The following is a 15,724-nucleotide window of genomic DNA, read 5'->3' as shown; positions in this document are numbered from 1 at the left end:
ATGAAGGTAATACCTAAACCTGACTTTAGGTCAAGGAGTGAATTCGAGATTTATCCGGAGGAACCATGTACACAATCGGACAGGTGGCGGAGATGTTCGGTTTGCCCGTTTCCACGCTGCGGTATTACGACAAGCAGGGATTGTTCCCGGGGCTGGAGCGGACGTCCGGCATTCGCCGATTCGGCGATACGGAACTCGAGGCGCTTCGAGTCATCGAATGCCTGAAGAAGGCGGGAATGGAGATCAAGGAAATCCGGCTGTTCATGGAATGGTGCGCGGAGGGCCCGTCCACTTATCCCAAGCGCAAGGCTATGTTCGAGGAACGGAAGGCCCACATGGAGTCGGAGATCGCGAAGATGAACCGTGCCCTGGACATGTTGAAGTTCAAATGCTGGTACTACGAGCAGGCGATTCAAGATGGCAGCGAGGATAGAGTGAAGGCGCTGATTCCCGACAATTTGCCGGAAGAAATCAAAGGCGCCTACGAGAACGCGCACGCTCGATAAAGCCGTTCGCTATCCATGGGGCTCCGGCAAGGAGCTCTTTCCGAACAGAACGAAAAAGAAAACCTCCGAACCAAAGGTCCGGAGGCTATTATTTCCGCTATTCCCACTCGACAATAGGAGCCACTGGCCAAAAGCCTGTCAACATCAAAACAAGTTCTCAATCTGTCGATTCTACGTGAGGCAATGATCATCATTTGATACCGCGCTGTTTGCGCACTAGGAAGCAAAGGAATCTGGCCACCACTCAAATAAGATCACCGCCATCTTGCATAAACGACGCCATGTTAAGGTGCCTGACGCCACCCCTCTCCTGCAATAGAGGATCAAGCGTGAACAAGTAACGCGGATACCCATCCCTGATGTGGCCGAACGGCCTGTACTCGCGCTCCTCGACGCCTCTGTCGGCAATCGACATAGAGACCTGGATATAGGCGTAAGCATTGCGCCTACGAGCGATGAAGTCACACTCGAGCTTCCCAATACGGCCCACAGAAAGCTCGTACCCGCGCGATGCAAGATAGAGGTAGATCTTCACGTCGGTATATACGCAAGATGCACCCCTTTTTCTCAGCGTCCATTTCATCAGTTATGGGGGTGCTTTTTTACATTTTATAAAAAAGCGTACCGATAACTTATTCCCACTCAGTTTCGGAAATCGAATGGTTTTGAAGTTTCGAAAGCGGCGTCCCAACATGCGTAAGGGCATGTTGGGACGCATCAGTAAAACGGGAATCGACTCACGCGAGAAGGCGCCGCCCCGTCGCCTCGAGACGTGCGACAGGCAGATTAGGTTTGGGGAGTAGAACGGCCCTTGCGCGAGGCGTGAATTGTAATCGATAAAGCCGAGCTTTGAGAACATGCGGTTTATCTCGTCGAACGTTGAGCCGACAGGGGCTTGCGCCACAGTGGGCGACTTAGCGACGCCCATGCCCATGATGCCGGGCACAAGCGTGAATGCGCCACGTGGAGGCGAAGGGGCCGCCCGAGAGGTTGATGGTGAGCGAGCACCAAAGGTCAAGGTAACCCTCGCCTTCCGGGCTTGCGAGGTCGAGGGCGAGCGTCCCTCCCTCGGTCGCGTACAGCGACGGCAGACACTCGGCCAGCTCCTCGGTCATAAGCGCTTACATGTCCGTCTCCCCTCCGGGCCACGTCGGACCCCTAGAATCTTCGCCCCGCGGGCAAAGCCTCGGCGCGCCCCATGGCATCTCGACTTTGCCCCCTGCAATGCCGCGCAGCGGAGACACCACCTGAGACGGACGTCGATGCATCGAACCCGAGACCGGGCGCTGCGGCGGGATGCCTCTCGCGCGGACAATCTGCTCGATCTTGCCGTGCACGTCTTAAAAAAGTTCGAAAAAAGTCTAATAGTACGACATCCGTCGAACAGTCGGGGGTACACACCACTACAGATGGCCCACGGAACGGGGAGCGAGATGGTCGGCGACGGGTTCAAGGCACTCTCCGGCCCCACGCTCCGCCAGGGAGGGCGTCGGGAGGGAGGCCGTAATGGGTGAGAGGAGCGAGCGGCCGGAGCGGGTGTTTCCCGGCAGGACAGACCCGTGGTTCATAGCGGCCATGGTGATTGTGGCGGGCGGTTTATCCGCGGCGTGTATCGCGTGTTTCCTGAGCTCGAGTCCCGCGCTCCTATGGGGCTGGCTCGCGCTGCTGCCCGTCCCGGCCCTCGTGGCCCTGGCCGCCCTTCCCGTCCGCAGCAACCGCCTCGAGCTCTACGGCGACCGCCTCGTCGTCGTGTACGCTGGGATGCGTTCGGTGATACCCTACGCCCACGTGCGGGGCGTCCGGCGCACCAGGACGCTCTGGGCGGGGACGGCCAACTCGCTCGACCGCGTCTATATCAAGGCGCCCTACGACGGCGACGCCATCGTCTCGGTGACCGACAACGATGCCCTCATGGCAGAGCTCGAGCGTAGGTGCGGCCTGCGGCCCGACTGCGAACAAGGCAACTAGCTTCGCAGGGCGGCTATCAGCGACTTGCTGCTCATCGTCATATCACGACGGCCAATTTTGGGTCGGGCTGGCGGAGCATGTCGAGGACGGCAGATACGGCGTCGCCCGCATCGTCTTCGGCGCAGAACCGTCCACTGAGGAGATCCTGCGATTCGTCGTCAACAAATGGGCGAAGCTCTCGTTCTTCGATCACGATTCGACCGAGGCGAGCAAGCCCGCGAAGAACCCCAAGCGGCGCGCTCGCGAGGCAGCGAAAGCCCTTAAACGGCCCGCGGTGAGCACCAAGGCACAACAGGCGCTCGCGGCACAGCGGGAAGCGATGAAGCGGGAGTCGGCTCAAGCAAGAAGTCAGCGTCGCGCGGATGAGGCGGAGACGCGCTTCGAGCAGCGAAAGTTAAGGCGCAAGCAGAAGCATCGCGGGCATTGATCGCCATTACGGCAAACCTTACACAGAAGCGGTGTCAGTTCCGTTTGAAACCGACACCGCTATCTATTGCACCGTTCGTCAACAGTCGACCCCCATCTCACTCGTATTCGATATATGCATCTTGAATACGAGGCCGCTAGATCATAACGGCGAATGCTGGTTTTCATTGCAACTGCTCAGGGATGATGGGTGCGATTGTCCTAGACAACGCCACAGGAGCAAGTCATAATTCGTAGACTAAAAATGAGCAAAAAATCGGAATTATGAGGACTGAATCATGTGGAATGAATTAGGCATAAGTGCAGGAACGGCAATCATTATTTTGATTGCACTGTATTTCGTTATCAAATGGGCGGTGAAAAATGGCATAAAAGAAGCCTACGGTGCTATCACTGGCAAGCATACCGCTGAAGATATCCAAAACGAAAAAGACTTGAAAGAACTTGGGTTTTGAGAAGCGCCTTACCGTGCAAGTTGTAAAGCGTGGCCCAGAGAGAGGTAGGCCACTGCGCTTTGATCCTCGCGCGCCCGCAATCACATTGGAGAAGTCAGCGTTACGAAAGAGCATCGCCTCCTCGAGGTATCTATTGCGACACTTCAACCTATCGCCTTTCAAGAAATACTCCTAAAGCTCGAATCTAGTTACACTTTTGGGGGTATCAAAACTCCGCGCCGCGGGGACCCAAGAGCTAATCTCATTAACTCGGCCAGGCTACTCAAGATCGCGAGTGGCGGAATCGGGCAGACGGATGCACGAGATGAAGTTGAAGTCGTTCTTCCGCGCATAATCAATCTCGCCATCGGCGCGGTCTTGCCACCAGAAGCCCTCGAGCGGCGGCACGACGAAGTCGAAATAGCCCTCGATTTCCCGCGGCGGGCCCCTCTTCGACATCTTGATGGTATATGCGACGTCGTAGAGCAGTGGCAATGCATTCTGCTACGCGCCGCCTTCGGCATTGGAATCGCCCTTGCCCCGTACGGCAACGTAGCTCATAGACGGAACGATCAGGATGCTCGGCTTGTTAGGCGGTTTGCCCGTGATGTTGTAGCGCACCGTAGACGCTGATGGAGATGGCTGCGCGCGGGCACGAGCGCGCCGCCGCGCCTTATGGCCTGCTTCTCGGGTATTTGGGGCGCGCGGCGTTCAAAAATGCGAAGCGGGGCCCGCATCGCTGCAGGCCCCTACAGGTGGGCGATATTCTACGCCTTGCGGCACCCCGTCGCCCACGGAGGTTAAACGTACACGTAAGCCGTACTCTGAAAGCCGCGGCTTCCGGCAAGTAGTTTATACCACGAAAGGTCGCTTTCGATGCGCCTAGCTCGCAAAATAACACTCGCTGGGCCGTCACCCCTGGCAGTTACCCTCCAATCTTCATTGGAGTCAGCAGGTCAATTCATATAGTTATGGGGGTTTATCCTACCGTCGGTGAGCGATTTCGTTAGGGTGTCGAAGCGGTCGAGGATGTCGATGACCTTCTGCTGGGTGCCGATGGATGGGGCGGGAATCTCGACCCTCGATAAGTCCACAGGCGCGGCTTCGATTACCTTTTTCGATTTAGCGTATTGCTCTTCAGATCATCATGGTGTGCTCGTAGCCGCGCTCCACGAGGAGCCGCTCGGCAACATCGAGAATCTTCTCGACCGCCTCCTCCGGGTACTTATTGCGTGCCACGGGCACCTCCGTCCTTATTATCACGAAAAAATACCATGAGAGGCGTGCGGGTCGAGAAGGGCTGGCGCCAAAAGAGCCCAACGGCCGTTACGGCTTCGTTAGAAACGCGCCCCACCATGGATGGTGAACCCGAAAGGCAAGGCGCGCGGGCACGGCGACTCGGCCCGCGCGCCCGGAAGAGAAAGGACGAACCCATGGGTTACATGCTCGAGACGCGCGGGCTCACCAAGCGCTTCGGCCGTGGCGACCAGGCGCAGGATGCCGTGGCCGACGTGAGCCTTCATATCCGCGAGGGCGAGGTGTACGGGCTGCTCGGCCCCAACGGCGCTGGCAAGTCGACAACGCTCAAGATGATCTGCGGGATGCTGCGCCCGACGGCCGGGGAGATCCTCTTTGCCGGGCACGCCTGGCACCGCGAGGACCTCTACGCAATCGGCAGTCTCATCGAGGAGGCGCCGCTCTACCCCAACCTCACCGCGCGCGAGAACCTGCGCGTGCGCACCACGCTGCTGGGCCTTCCCGAGAGCCGCGTAGATGAGGTGCTCGCCGCCGTGGGCCTCGCGGACACCGGGAAGAAGCGCGCCGGGCGCTTCTCGATGGGCATGCGGCAACGCCTGGGACTCGCGCTGGCGTTGATCGCCCGGCCACGCCTGCTCGTGCTCGACGAGCCCACCAACGGCCTCGACCCCATCGGCATCGAGGAGCTGCGCGACCAGATCCGCGGCTTCGCGGCGGCGGGCACGACGGTGATCGTCTCGAGCCACATCCTCTCCGAGGTGCAGCAGATGGCGGACACCATCGGCATCATCTGCGGGGGGCGCCTCGCCTACGAGGATGCGCGCCCGAGGCCCCGCTCGATCGAACCGCCCTGGCGCGAGCCGCCGCGAACCTCGTGGCCAACGCCGCCGAGCACGCGCGCTCGCGCGTGGCGGTCTCCTGCGACGTCGCGGGCGGGCACCTCGTCATCGAGGTCGCCGACGACGGACCGGGCTTCTCTCCCGCCGCCCTCGAACGCGGCTGCGAGCGCCTCTTCACAGACGACTCATCCCGCTCCTCGCGCGACGGAGGCCGCCACTACGGGCTCGGCCTCCACGCCGCCTCCGAGGCCGCGAGCGCCCACGGGGGCTCCGTCTCGCTCGCCAACAGCCCCTCGGGCGGCGCGGTGGCCACCATCGCGGTCCCCCTGTGAGGGTCTAACGACTCAGGCCCTCGCACCGGCGTGCCTCGCAACCAAACGCTTCCATCTTGAAACACGGGGAGTAAATCGCGAAACCGCAGGTGAAAGGGAGTAAAACGGCAAAGAAAAAGCCTCCGTCCCAACGCGGGAACGGAGGCCAGATTACCGTATTTACTCACCAATGTCGTTGGTGACTTTACCGTGACTCTCGTACGAAACGAAACTCTGGAGCACAGTACAGCATTCAAAAGAGCAGGTCAAAGCCCTATCGGCTTATTCCCACTCGATGGCTTCAGTTCTGCCGTCCCATCATTCCAGTTGCGCCCAGTTTTCGGTGCCGTCTCGAACCGAGTGCCGCCAGGTAACGCCATGTCGCGTTTCGTCGGCCTCGGGGACAAAAGCTGGGACAACTTCAAAAACTATTTTCAAACTCAGGACGTTGAGTTTTTGTTTTTGTCCCAAAGGCCGCGATTGGCCGCCTTTGGAGGCTCGATAGCGCCGAAAATGCCCGTTTTGAAACTCAGCCGCCCTTTAGCTTGCAAGCCGCCAGCTGCAATCGTAAGTGAATTAACGAGGGTGACTTTCGAGCCGTTCGCAAAACCGCAGGTCATAAGTTTCAACTATTGATCGCAAAGAGGAATCGTGCCAGGTGGCTATCTCATGAGTTCATCCGTGACCGACGTGGCAGCCAGTGCGCCGTGCGGTTTTACCCATCTTGAAGCCAAAACTGACATCGCGCGCACGATGCTATCGCCACACGATGTCAGACATTGTTCCCGACTTGACCTGATTGCTTCGCGATGAATTTCATGGCCCTAGAGGAAAAAGTCCCTCGCGCCCACGATGCGAATGCCATCGATGTCCGTGTCGTAGGAACCCTGCCTCACGACCACAATCTTCTCGTGGTTGTCTCGTATCGACTTCAGAGGGGCGATCTCGCGTTCCCTGGTCTCGCTTGCGAACATCTCGTCAGTCACCTGCACGTAGAGCACGCGCCCGTCCTTCGTCGCGACGAAGTCAACCTCCTTGCCATAGAGCTTGCCCACGTGCACGCTCCATCCTTCGTAGAGCAGCTGGAGATACACGGCGTTCTCGAACAGGCGCCCAGTATCCGTGACCCTATAGCCGGCCATCCAGGTCCTGAAGCCGGTGTCGACGATGTACTCCTTCGGATTCGTCTTGAGGAGCGCCTTGCCGTGCAGATCGTAACGCGTGGCACGATAGAACAGGAAGGCCTCCTCGAGCGCACCCACGTACGAGGAAACGGTCTTGTTCGTGGTCTTCGACCCCGCAGAAGTTAACGCGCCGGCGATTCGGTTCGACGAGCACTCGTTGCCGATGTTGTCCGCCAGGAATTCGGCCACATAGCGCAGCAGAGAAGGGTCGGTCACCGCGCTTTTGCCCTTCCCGCGCTCGCGGTTGACGATATCGCGCACGGCGATAGCCTCGTAGACTCCGGACATGTACGCCGAGTGCTGCGCCTGGGTCGTCGATAGGGATGCAATGGCTGGCATGCCCCCGTACTCAAGGTAACGAGTAAGCATATCGTCAAAGAGAACGGGGTCCCCCTCAGGGGTGAGAGCCACCGACCTTCCCGATGCAAACTCGATCCCGCAGAAGTCAGCGAACTCGGAGAAGGACAGGGGCAGCATCTTTACCTCTACGTAGCGCCCGGACAGATAGGTGGCCAGCTCGCTCGAGAGAAGATACGCGTTCGAGCCCGTGAGGTAGATGTCGCAATCGAAGTCGACCCTCATCGCATTGACCGCATCCTGCCAGCCATCGATTCTCTGGGGCTCGTCTATGAAGACGTAGGTGCGCCCCTTGTCCGACAGGCACCCGCGAATGCGATCGTAAAGCTGGTCTTCCGTCTTGATGCCCGCACCCTTGCTTTCCAGGTTGACGCTCACAAAACCGCGGCCAGCGACCCCCTCGGACTCGATGGTTATCCTGATAAGGTCGAGAAGGCTCGACTTGCCACACCTGCGCACGCCCGTAATCACCTTGATGAGGTCGGTGTCACGGAAGAGCATTGCCTCCTCGAGGTACCTGCCACGGTTCCTGAGCCTGCTGCACTTCAAGAGCTACTCCTAAAACTCGAATCTGGTTACACTTTTAGGAGTATCATAACTCTGGGCCACAAGATGAGCAAAGAGCGCACCTCGAGACGAATCGGCTAAAGGAATTGCGCGCCTGCCGGGAGGCAGGGCAACTAAGATGGCTAAGAATGAGATCCTAGCTCGCTGACGCAGGATCGTCCGCTTGCGAGAATGTCCAGAAATTTCGATTCTGGGTCGTCATCGAAGGCGACCTTCGCGATCGATCTCCACTTACGTGGAGGTATGCCGACCGATTTCGTGAAGAGGGCGGAGAAGCTTGTTGCTCGTGCGTATCCGCAGCGATGCGCCACTTCGTCTATGCTCATATCATGGTCGGTGAGCAGTCTTTTCGCCAGCTCGATTCTTTCCGAGGAGACGAACTCGGTCACCGTCAAGCCTGTCACCTGCTTGAATGTCTTCTTGAACTTGGTTGACCCCATGTTCGCTGCCTCGAGCAGGTCCTTCTGCTCGATCGCACCGCCTAGGTTGCTCTCGATGTACGATACGGCTCTCGCGATCGAAAGGCGGTCCTGCTCGGCCACTCCCCCGCACAGGCTCTCTCCCATCCTGAGTAGCCTTGCCATCACCAAGTTCGCGATTCCGGAATATTGGAGGCCCGCTTCCGACCCCGGGATCTCCCTTGGAGCTATCTCGTCAAGCATCTCTGCTATTTCCGGATCCCAGGAAGCCTGGCTCCTCAGACCCTTCAGACTGGTCGCCAGCGGTTTCAGCGCCTTGTCGATTCTTTCCCCGAAGACGCTTCGGCAGTATTCGTCGTAATACTCAATCTCTGTGTAGGAGAATCTCGCTCCTTTTGGTAGAAGGACCGAGCTTGTCTTGGGCTTTGCTTCCAGAAAGGCAGAAACGCTTGATTGCGGCATGAGGCCATGCCTTTCGCGGCGGACTGCAAAATACCCGCCAGAATCGAAGCAGAAGGGCAGGCGTTCTTTCAAAGTGAAATCGCAGCAGACGACAGAGAAGAACCGCCGCGCCTCCCATGCCCAGTACCACCCCTCGCATCTGCGCCCGTCGCCTTCGAAGAGGGACCCCTCTCCGTTCCATCCATCTGCCAAGACGAGGCCGATTGGCTCAAGCGAGGCCGCAAAGGTCTCCGCCGCGGCTTGGGCGGCGTGGGAGAACATCGTTTCCTTGTCGTCCATCTTCCGATCCTTTTATTCGCGTTCGGACGCAATTCTTTCGCGCTCGGGTTTTTCCCTCCAGGTGCAACCTGATTCAAATTAACCAAGGTTAACATCTCTTTGTCAATTTTAGCGATACAAGAAAGGCTCTCTGGTTTTGCGAAGAAGAATACGGAAAACACTTGCGGAGGACATCGACGTCAGAACGAAGGTGGCCATGCTCGTCGTGCTCATAGCGACCGGGGCCATCGTGAAGGATTACGTTCTGGGCTCGCTTCTCTTTGCCGTCGTCGTCCTCCTCTCCTTCGCAATCGGGCGCGGAAGGATGGCAGCGTCTTTCTCTTTCGCCTACCTCTTTCTCATGGGTATCTTCTGGGTCACGACGATGCTTCCGCCGAACGCCGCCGGAGCCCTCGGCTCGTTCGCCCTGGCCTGCCGCACCTGCATGCCCATCTGCCTGTTCGCGGCGGTCTTCGCGGCCACCACCAAGATTGGCGACCTCACGGCCGCCCTCTACGGGATGAGGCTGCCGAAGGCGGTTGTCGTTCCGCTGGTGATAGCGGTGCGGTTCTTTCCAACGCTCAAGGAGGAGTCTTCTGCCGTAGCGGACGCGATGAGGGTGAGGGGGCTCGCCCTTTCGCTTAAGAATCTCGTTTCGAAGCCGGCGCTGATGTTCGAATCCGCGGTCGTGCCCGTGATGCTGCGCTGCGCCAAGATCGCAGACGAACTCGCCGCCGCAGCGGTCGCGCGCGGCATCGACCGGCCCGGGAGGAAGACCTCCTACAACGCGCCCCGGTTCGGATGGGCCGACTTCCTCCCTCTCTCGATTCTTGTCGTCTGCTGCTTGCTTCTTGTGGTCGCAAAGGCCAGCCAGGGGATTGGAAGGCTGCTATGACGAAGAACGCCGTCGAGTTCAGAAACGTCTCCTTCACGTATGCGGGGTTCGACGCCCCGGCGATCGACGACGTAAGCTTCGACGTCGCGCCGGGCGAATGCGTCGTTCTTTGCGGGGAGTCCGGCTGCGGGAAGACCACCGCGACCCGGATCGTCAACGGGCTGGCGGGAGGGTTCTACGAGGGCAGCCGGACGGGGAAGGTCCTTGTGGCAGGCAGGGACATCGACGAGCTGGAGGATTGGGAGCTCTCGTCCTTGACAGGCAGCGTTTTCCAGAACCCCCGCACCCAGTTCTTCAACCTCGACACGACCGGCGAAATCGCGTTCGGCATGGAGAACCTTGGCGTTCCCAGGGAGGAGATGCACAGACGGGTGCGCGGCGTCGTTCGCGAGCTCGGCATGGAAAGGCTCATGGGCAGGGGTATCTTCGAGCTCTCCGGGGGCCAGATGCAATCGGTGGCCTTCGCGAGCGCATGGGCCTGCAGGCCGAGCGTCTACGTCCTCGACGAGCCGTCGAGCAATCTGGATCCTCCCTCCATGGAGAAGCTCGCCTCCTTCATCTCGAAAGCCAAGTCGAGCGGGTCTGCCGTGATCATCGCCGAGCACAGGCTCTCCTACCTCGAAGGCGTCGCCGACCGGTACCTGCTCTTCGAAGGCGGTTCCGTCGCCGCCGAATGGGACGCGCAGCAATTCCTGGGGCTGCCCGACTCCGAGCGAGAGTCTTGCGGGCTCAGGTCCTCCGAGCCGCCGAAGCTCGCCGACCTGATGCAGCGCCTTTCCCGTCCCGTCTCCGCCTTTCCCGCCGTCGAGGCGAGGGGGATCTATGCGGGGTATGAGAAGGGCTTACCGGTCCTCGAGGGGACTACCGTCTCGTTCGACCCCGGGAGGGTCGTCGGTATGGTCGGGCGAAACGGGGCGGGCAAGTCAACCCTGCTCAAGTGCCTGGCGGGGATCAAGAAAGAAGAGCTCGGGCATGTCCGGTTCCAAGGCTCGGTGGTCCCTCCCAAGAGAAGGCCCGAGCATGTGTTTCTGGTCATGCAGGACCCCGACTACCAGCTCTTTCGCCCGAGCGTGCGCGACGAGTTGGCATCCGCGGCCCCGTCTCCTTCCGACGTCGACGAACTTCGTCTCGAAGCGGTCTTGGAGAGGTTTGGCCTGGGAGATGTCGCCGACCGCCATCCCGCATCGCTCTCGGGAGGGCAGAAGCAGAGGTGTGTCTGCGCCATTGCGTCGGAGTCGGGCGCGCAGGCGCTTCTCCTCGACGAGCCCACGAGCGGTCTGGATTTCCGGAACATGGAACGCCTCGCGCTCATCTTACGCGAGGAGGCGTCTCGCGGAAAGACGGCGGCGGTCGTCAGCCACGACACGGAGTTCCTGTCAAAGGCCTGCGACCAGATTGTGCTCATCGAGTGAGCCGGCCTGCAAAGGCTGAGAAGGGATTCCTACGGAAGAAAGGATTTGGAAATGGCAGCAAAAGTAAAACGGAAGGAAAGCGGCAGCCTCAGCTCCAGAGACCTCATAGCCCTCGGCGTCTTCTCCCTGCTGTTCATGGTGGTGAGCATGCTCGTCGTGGGAATCACCTCCATGAGCGTCGTGGCGTACTGCGGCTGCTGCGCCATCGCAGCGATGCCCGCCGGGATCGTCTGGGTCTACATGCATGCGCGCGTGCCGCGCGCGGGAACCTCGCTGATCATGGCCCTCGTCTTCGCCGTGATCGTCTTCGTCATCGGGTCGGGGTGGCCCGTTGCGCTCGGCCTCGCCGTCGGCGGCGTCGTCTCCGAGCTGGTGCGGAAAGCGCTCGGGTACGGGAGGTTCGCGGGCGTCGCCGTGGGGTACGCGCTTTTCGAGACCTGCTGGGCGACGGGCCTTTTCGTTCCCATGTTCGCCTCCCAGGACTACTACCGCGAGTTGATGGGGTCCAACAGCATCGACCCGGCCTACATGGAAGCCCTTCTGTCCACGGTGACCCCCGAGACGTTCGCGATCATCGCGGTCGTGACCTTCGCGGGCGGCATCATCGGCTCGCTGGTCGGACGGGCGGTGTTCAAGAAGCACTTCGAGCGCGCGGGAATCGCCTAGCGCCCTTTTTCAAAGCAATATGAGAGAAGAGGAATTTGATGAGCAAGGAAAGCAAAGGAAGGAAGCCGGGGGCCCTTTCCCGCTGCCTGCAGTTTGCGGGGAGAAGAAAGCCCCTCGTGTTCGCCTCCATGGCGCTGGCGGTCCTATCCGCGGCGGCGTCCTTCGTCCCATACGTGGCGATCTACTTCATGATCAGGGATGCGGTGGGGGTCTACCCGAACCTGGCCGCCGTCGACGTTTCGGCGATGACGGGCTACGCGGGCTTGGCGGTGGCGGGCATAGTCGTTGACGTGGGGTGCTATCTTGCCGCGCTTCTGTGCTCCCACGCCGCGGCATTCGACGCGCAGTACCGCACGAAGCTCGGGATCGCCGCCCACCTCGGGCGAATCCCCCTCGGGCACGTCGCCAGGCTCGGCACAGGCAGGATCTCGAAGGTCATGGACGAGAGCGTCGGCGGGATCGAGCAGTTCATCGGCCACTCCGTCCCGGACCTGGCGGCCACCGCTGCAGCGCCCGTCGTCTTGGTGGCGCTGCTTTTCGTCTTCGACTGGCGCTTCGGCGTCGCCACGTTGGCGGCGGTCGTCGTCGCATGCATCGTGCAGTTCTCCGGCTACGCCGACAAGCGCGTCATGGCGAGCATGGGGCGCTACCAGGAAGTGAAAGAGCAGATGGGCAACGCCGCCGTTGAGTACGTTCGCGGCATGCGCGTCGTGAAGGCCTTCGGCCAGACGGCGAGATCGTTCAAGCGGCTCGCAGACGCGATCAAGGACTACACGGGGCTTTCCCTCGACGTCACGCTCTTCTTCCGGAACTCCATGCCGGGCTTCACGGCGATCATCAACAACGCGTACCTGTTCGTCCTGCCCGTCGGCATACTCCTCGCCCCGGGCGCGCAGGACTGGCCGACGTTCGTGCTCTCGCTCGTCTTCTACCTCCTGTTCGTGCATTCGATATCGAGCGTGTTCGCGAAGATTCTCTACGTGAGCGAGGACGGGATGCTCGCCCAGGCGAACATCGACCGCATCGACTCGGTGCTCGGCATCGAGGAGCTCTCTTGTCCCGAGGCGCCGAAAACCCCGAAGGACGCCTCGGTGTCCCTTCGGGACGTGACTTTCTCCTACGAGGACGACGCGGAGCCGGCGTTGCGCGACGTCTCGCTGGAAATCCCCGCCGGCACGGTATGCGCGGTCGTGGGGCCGAGCGGCTCGGGCAAATCGACGCTGGCGAACCTCGTCGCACGCTTCTGGGACGTCGATTCGGGCCAGGTTCTCGTCGGCGGCGTAAACGTCCGCGAGATGGGCCAGGACGAATTGATGGGCAGCCTCAGCCTGGTGTTCCAGGATTCCCACCTGTTCCGCGAGAGCATCGCGGACAACATCAGGCGCGGCAGGCCGGGGGCGACCGACGACGAGGTGGTCGAGGCCGCGAAGGCCGCCCAGGCGGACGCGTTCATCAACAGCCTTCCCCACGGCTACGCCACGGTAATAGGCTCCGAGGGCGTGCACCTGTCCGGCGGAGAGCAGCAGCGGATAGCCATCGCGCGCTCGATCATCTCGGACGCGCCCATCGTGGTGCTGGACGAGGCGACCGCGTTCTCCGATCCCGAGAACGAGCATTTGATCCAGAAGGCATTCGAGAGGCTCATGGCCGGCAAGACCGTGATCATGATCGCCCACAGGCTCTCCACCGTCGTCGGCGCCGACAAGATAGTCGTGCTTGACGACGGGCGCAAAGTCGAGGAGGGCACCCATGAAGAGCTCCTCGCCGCATCAGGGACATACGCGAAGATGTGGAGCCAGTACACAGAGGCGGTCGAATGGGGCGTCGAATCGGCTCCGGGCGGCGACGAAGCCCAATCCTCCGAAGCGGCCGCCCCGCATGCGGCGCAGGATGCTTCCGCCGGCGAGCACGACCCTGCGGAGAAGCCCGGCAAGCCGTCGAACGGCGGGGCGCCATGGCTTCAGAGGGCGTTCAACCTTTCCGGCGAGGGCTACGCCGGACTCAAGCGCTCGGCCCTCGCGTGCACCTTGAGCGATCTGGCGCTCATGATCCCCTTCGTCTGCACGGTCGCGGCGTTCGCGGCTCTCGTGGGGACCCTTGCGGGCGAGCCGTTCGACGCCGCCGCGCTCTGGGCGATCTTCGCCGTGGGGCTTGCGGGGATGGCGGTGGTCTTCGTCGCTTCGAGAAACGACTACGAGAAAACCTACGTGGCCGCGTACACCGAGTCCGAAGGCATCCGCCTGCGCCTCGCCGACCACCTGAGGAAGCTGCCCATGAGCTTCTTCAACCGTCGGGACACGACCGACGTTGCCGACCGCATCATGGGGGACGTGACGGCACAGGAGTCCATGCTCTCCTCGACGCTCCCGCAGCTCATCGCCGGAATCGTGTCGACCGTGGTCATCTGCGTGATGTTGGCATTCTTCGACTGGAGGCTCGCCTGCTGCGTTATGGTCACGCTTCCGCTTTCGGCGGGGGTCATCGCCTTGGGCCGACGCCATCAGTCGCGCCTTTTCGAAAGGCAGAACCGCGTCCGCCTGGATGCGCTGGCGCGCGTGCAGGACTACCTCGAGGGCATCAAGGACATAAGGGCCTGCAGGGCGGTGGGCAAGGACTCCGCCGCCATGGAGCAGGCGATGCTCGAGCTCAAGAGGGTGACGATGCGGGTCGAGCTCGCCGTCGACGTCTCCGTCTCCCTTGCGAGCGCCATCCTTCGCTCTGGAGTCGGGCTGACCGCCTGCGTCGGCGCGATGCTTCTCGCCTCCGGCGGCGTTGACTTCATGGTTCTGCTCATGTTCCTGCTCATCGTTTCGCGTGTGTACGGCCCCATTCTCGCCCTCGTGTCCCAGCTGCCCAACCTTCTCAACCTGTCGACCAAGACAGCCCGGATCAAGGCGGTCATGGACGAGCCTGAAGCGAAGGGCTCTGCCCCGGCGGATGTCTCCGGCCATAGCCTGTCTTTCCAAAACGTCCGGTTCGGGTACGGCGACGAGGAGGTCCTCCACGGCATCAGCTTCGACGCGCAGGAAGGAAAAGTCACCGCCCTTGTCGGGCCGAGTGGATCGGGCAAGTCGACCTGCGCCCAGCTGGCGGCGAAATTCTGGGAGCCGGACAGCGGCAGGATCCTCTGCTCGGGCAAGGACATCGCCGGGTTCTCCGAGGAATCGTGGCTCGCGTACGTCTCCATAGTCTTCCAGGACGTGATCCTTTTCGACGACACGGTCGCGAACAACATCCGGATCGGTCGCGAGGGAGCTTCTGACGAAGAGGTGGCCGAGGCTGCAAGGACGGCGCACTGCCTGGAGTTCATCGAGAAGCTTCCCCAGGGGTTCGATACGATGTTGGGCGAGAACGGCGCCTCTCTCTCGGGCGGGGAGCGTCAGCGCCTCTCCATTGCGAGGGCCCTTCTGAAAGACGCGCCCGTGGTGCTCCTCGACGAGGCGACCGCCTCGCTCGACCCCGAGAACGAGACGCTTATCCAGAAGGCGGTCGGAGCCCTCTGCGCAGGCAAAACGGTGATCGTCATCGCCCATCGACTGAGAACCGTCGCCAATGCGGATAAGATCGTCGTTCTCGACGACGGGCGCGTGGCGGAGGAGGGGAACCACAAGACGCTGCTTGCCGAAGACGGACTGTACGCGAGGCTGTGGAGGCTCCAGCAGGAAAGCTCGTCGTGGACCGCTCCCGCCGACGGGAGCGGTGCCGACAATGTTCTGACGGGCAGATGAGCAGACGCGGATGATGAGGCAATCCTCGTCATCCG

13 protein-coding genes and 1 pseudogene are annotated in these 15,724 nt (G+C 61.1%); 10 read left to right on the top strand and 4 right to left on the bottom strand.

Annotated features, from left to right (window positions below):
* Positions 1–65: 65 nt before the first annotated feature.
* Positions 66–506 carry a MerR family transcriptional regulator gene (locus tag I2D57_RS03055; RefSeq protein WP_195361419.1) on the top strand — a complete coding sequence of 147 codons (441 nt, stop codon included), beginning with the start codon at positions 66–68 and terminating at the stop codon, positions 504–506.
* Between the two features lie 914 nt (positions 507–1,420).
* On the opposite strand, the gene I2D57_RS03050 is transcribed toward I2D57_RS03055, so the two are convergent.
* A complete protein-coding gene (locus tag I2D57_RS03050; RefSeq protein ID WP_195361418.1) occupies positions 1,421–1,621 on the bottom strand; it encodes a hypothetical protein in 201 nt (66 codons plus the stop codon).
* A gap of 391 nt (positions 1,622–2,012) precedes the next feature.
* Here I2D57_RS03050 and I2D57_RS03045 point away from each other — a divergent pair, with 391 nt between their 5' ends.
* The 3 genes from I2D57_RS03045 (at position 2,013) to I2D57_RS03035 (ending at position 3,355) form a co-directional block, all read left to right on the top strand.
* Positions 2,013–2,474, top strand: a complete 462-nt coding sequence (locus I2D57_RS03045; RefSeq protein WP_195361417.1) for a PH domain-containing protein — start codon at positions 2,013–2,015, stop codon at positions 2,472–2,474.
* Positions 2,410–2,901, top strand: coding sequence for a YjdF family protein (locus tag I2D57_RS03040; RefSeq protein ID WP_195361416.1), 492 nt, complete (start codon positions 2,410–2,412; stop codon positions 2,899–2,901). Before I2D57_RS03045 ends, I2D57_RS03040 begins: the two co-directional genes overlap by 65 nt.
* A 277-nt stretch (positions 2,902–3,178) precedes the next feature.
* On the top strand, positions 3,179–3,355 hold the full coding sequence (locus I2D57_RS03035; protein WP_195361415.1) for a DUF6019 family protein: 177 nt from the start codon (positions 3,179–3,181) through the stop codon (positions 3,353–3,355).
* A gap of 258 nt (positions 3,356–3,613) precedes the next feature.
* Here I2D57_RS03035 and I2D57_RS09855 read toward each other — a convergent pair whose 3' ends face one another.
* A complete protein-coding gene (locus I2D57_RS09855) occupies positions 3,614–3,829 on the bottom strand; it encodes a hypothetical protein (RefSeq protein WP_229055593.1) in 216 nt (71 codons plus the stop codon).
* A gap of 779 nt (positions 3,830–4,608) precedes the next feature.
* Between I2D57_RS09855 and I2D57_RS10090 the strand changes: the two are divergent.
* Together I2D57_RS10090 and I2D57_RS10085 are read left to right on the top strand one after the other, a co-directional pair.
* A pseudogene (locus I2D57_RS10090) lies at positions 4,609–5,403 on the top strand (lantibiotic protection ABC transporter ATP-binding protein); the annotation flags it as partial.
* Between the two features lie 62 nt (positions 5,404–5,465).
* Complete coding sequence (locus I2D57_RS10085) at positions 5,466–5,762, top strand: ATP-binding protein (RefSeq protein ID WP_411161252.1); 297 nt, start codon at positions 5,466–5,468, stop codon at positions 5,760–5,762.
* Between the two features lie 803 nt (positions 5,763–6,565).
* Here I2D57_RS10085 and I2D57_RS03015 read toward each other — a convergent pair.
* Positions 6,566–7,831: an ATP-binding protein gene (locus I2D57_RS03015; protein ID WP_215674850.1), complete on the bottom strand. Its 1,266-nt coding sequence runs from the start codon at positions 7,829–7,831 to the stop codon at positions 6,566–6,568.
* Positions 7,832–7,971: 140 nt separating this feature from the next.
* On the bottom strand, positions 7,972–9,009 hold the full coding sequence (locus tag I2D57_RS03010) for a helix-turn-helix domain-containing protein (RefSeq protein ID WP_195361414.1): 1,038 nt from the start codon (positions 9,007–9,009) through the stop codon (positions 7,972–7,974).
* A gap of 196 nt (positions 9,010–9,205) precedes the next feature.
* On the opposite strand from I2D57_RS03010, the gene I2D57_RS03005 reads away from it, so the two are divergent.
* Genes I2D57_RS03005 through I2D57_RS02990 form a run of 4 tightly spaced genes read left to right on the top strand, consistent with a single transcriptional unit; the run spans position 9,206 to position 15,689 of the window.
* Positions 9,206–9,883: an energy-coupling factor transporter transmembrane component T gene (locus I2D57_RS03005; RefSeq protein ID WP_229055592.1), complete on the top strand. Its 678-nt coding sequence runs from the start codon at positions 9,206–9,208 to the stop codon at positions 9,881–9,883.
* Positions 9,880–11,295, top strand: coding sequence for an ABC transporter ATP-binding protein (locus I2D57_RS03000; protein ID WP_195361412.1), 1,416 nt, complete (start codon positions 9,880–9,882; stop codon positions 11,293–11,295). Before I2D57_RS03005 ends, I2D57_RS03000 begins: the two co-directional genes overlap by 4 nt.
* A gap of 51 nt (positions 11,296–11,346) precedes the next feature.
* Positions 11,347–11,961: an MptD family putative ECF transporter S component gene (locus I2D57_RS02995; protein ID WP_195361411.1), complete on the top strand. Its 615-nt coding sequence runs from the start codon at positions 11,347–11,349 to the stop codon at positions 11,959–11,961.
* A gap of 38 nt (positions 11,962–11,999) precedes the next feature.
* Positions 12,000–15,689 carry an ABC transporter ATP-binding protein gene (locus I2D57_RS02990; RefSeq protein WP_195361410.1) on the top strand — a complete coding sequence of 1,230 codons (3,690 nt, stop codon included), beginning with the start codon at positions 12,000–12,002 and terminating at the stop codon, positions 15,687–15,689.
* Positions 15,690–15,724 lie beyond the last annotated feature (35 nt).

Origin of the sequence: Collinsella aerofaciens (genome assembly GCF_015553355.1) — a bacterium.
GTDB lineage: Bacteria > Actinomycetota > Coriobacteriia > Coriobacteriales > Coriobacteriaceae > Collinsella > Collinsella aerofaciens_V.
This window is presented reverse-complemented; position numbering and strand designations above follow the sequence as displayed.

Bases quoted from the DNA above. Each gene is read 5' to 3' on its own strand.
- I2D57_RS03055 (WP_195361419.1), top strand. From the start codon at position 66: ATGTACACAATCGGACAGGTGGCGGAGATGTTCGGTTTGCCCGTTTCC.
- I2D57_RS03050 (WP_195361418.1), bottom strand. From the start codon at position 1,621: ATGACCGAGGAGCTGGCCGAGTGTCTGCCGTCGCTGTACGCGACCGAG.
- I2D57_RS03045 (WP_195361417.1), top strand. From the start codon at position 2,013: ATGGGTGAGAGGAGCGAGCGGCCGGAGCGGGTGTTTCCCGGCAGGACA.
- I2D57_RS03040 (WP_195361416.1), top strand. From the start codon at position 2,410: ATGCCCTCATGGCAGAGCTCGAGCGTAGGTGCGGCCTGCGGCCCGACT.
- I2D57_RS03035 (WP_195361415.1), top strand. From the start codon at position 3,179: ATGTGGAATGAATTAGGCATAAGTGCAGGAACGGCAATCATTATTTTG.
- I2D57_RS03010 (WP_195361414.1), bottom strand. From the start codon at position 9,009: ATGGACGACAAGGAAACGATGTTCTCCCACGCCGCCCAAGCCGCGGCG.
- I2D57_RS03005 (WP_229055592.1), top strand. From the start codon at position 9,206: ATGCTCGTCGTGCTCATAGCGACCGGGGCCATCGTGAAGGATTACGTT.
- I2D57_RS03000 (WP_195361412.1), top strand. From the start codon at position 9,880: ATGACGAAGAACGCCGTCGAGTTCAGAAACGTCTCCTTCACGTATGCG.
- I2D57_RS02995 (WP_195361411.1), top strand. From the start codon at position 11,347: ATGGCAGCAAAAGTAAAACGGAAGGAAAGCGGCAGCCTCAGCTCCAGA.
- I2D57_RS02990 (WP_195361410.1), top strand. From the start codon at position 12,000: ATGAGCAAGGAAAGCAAAGGAAGGAAGCCGGGGGCCCTTTCCCGCTGC.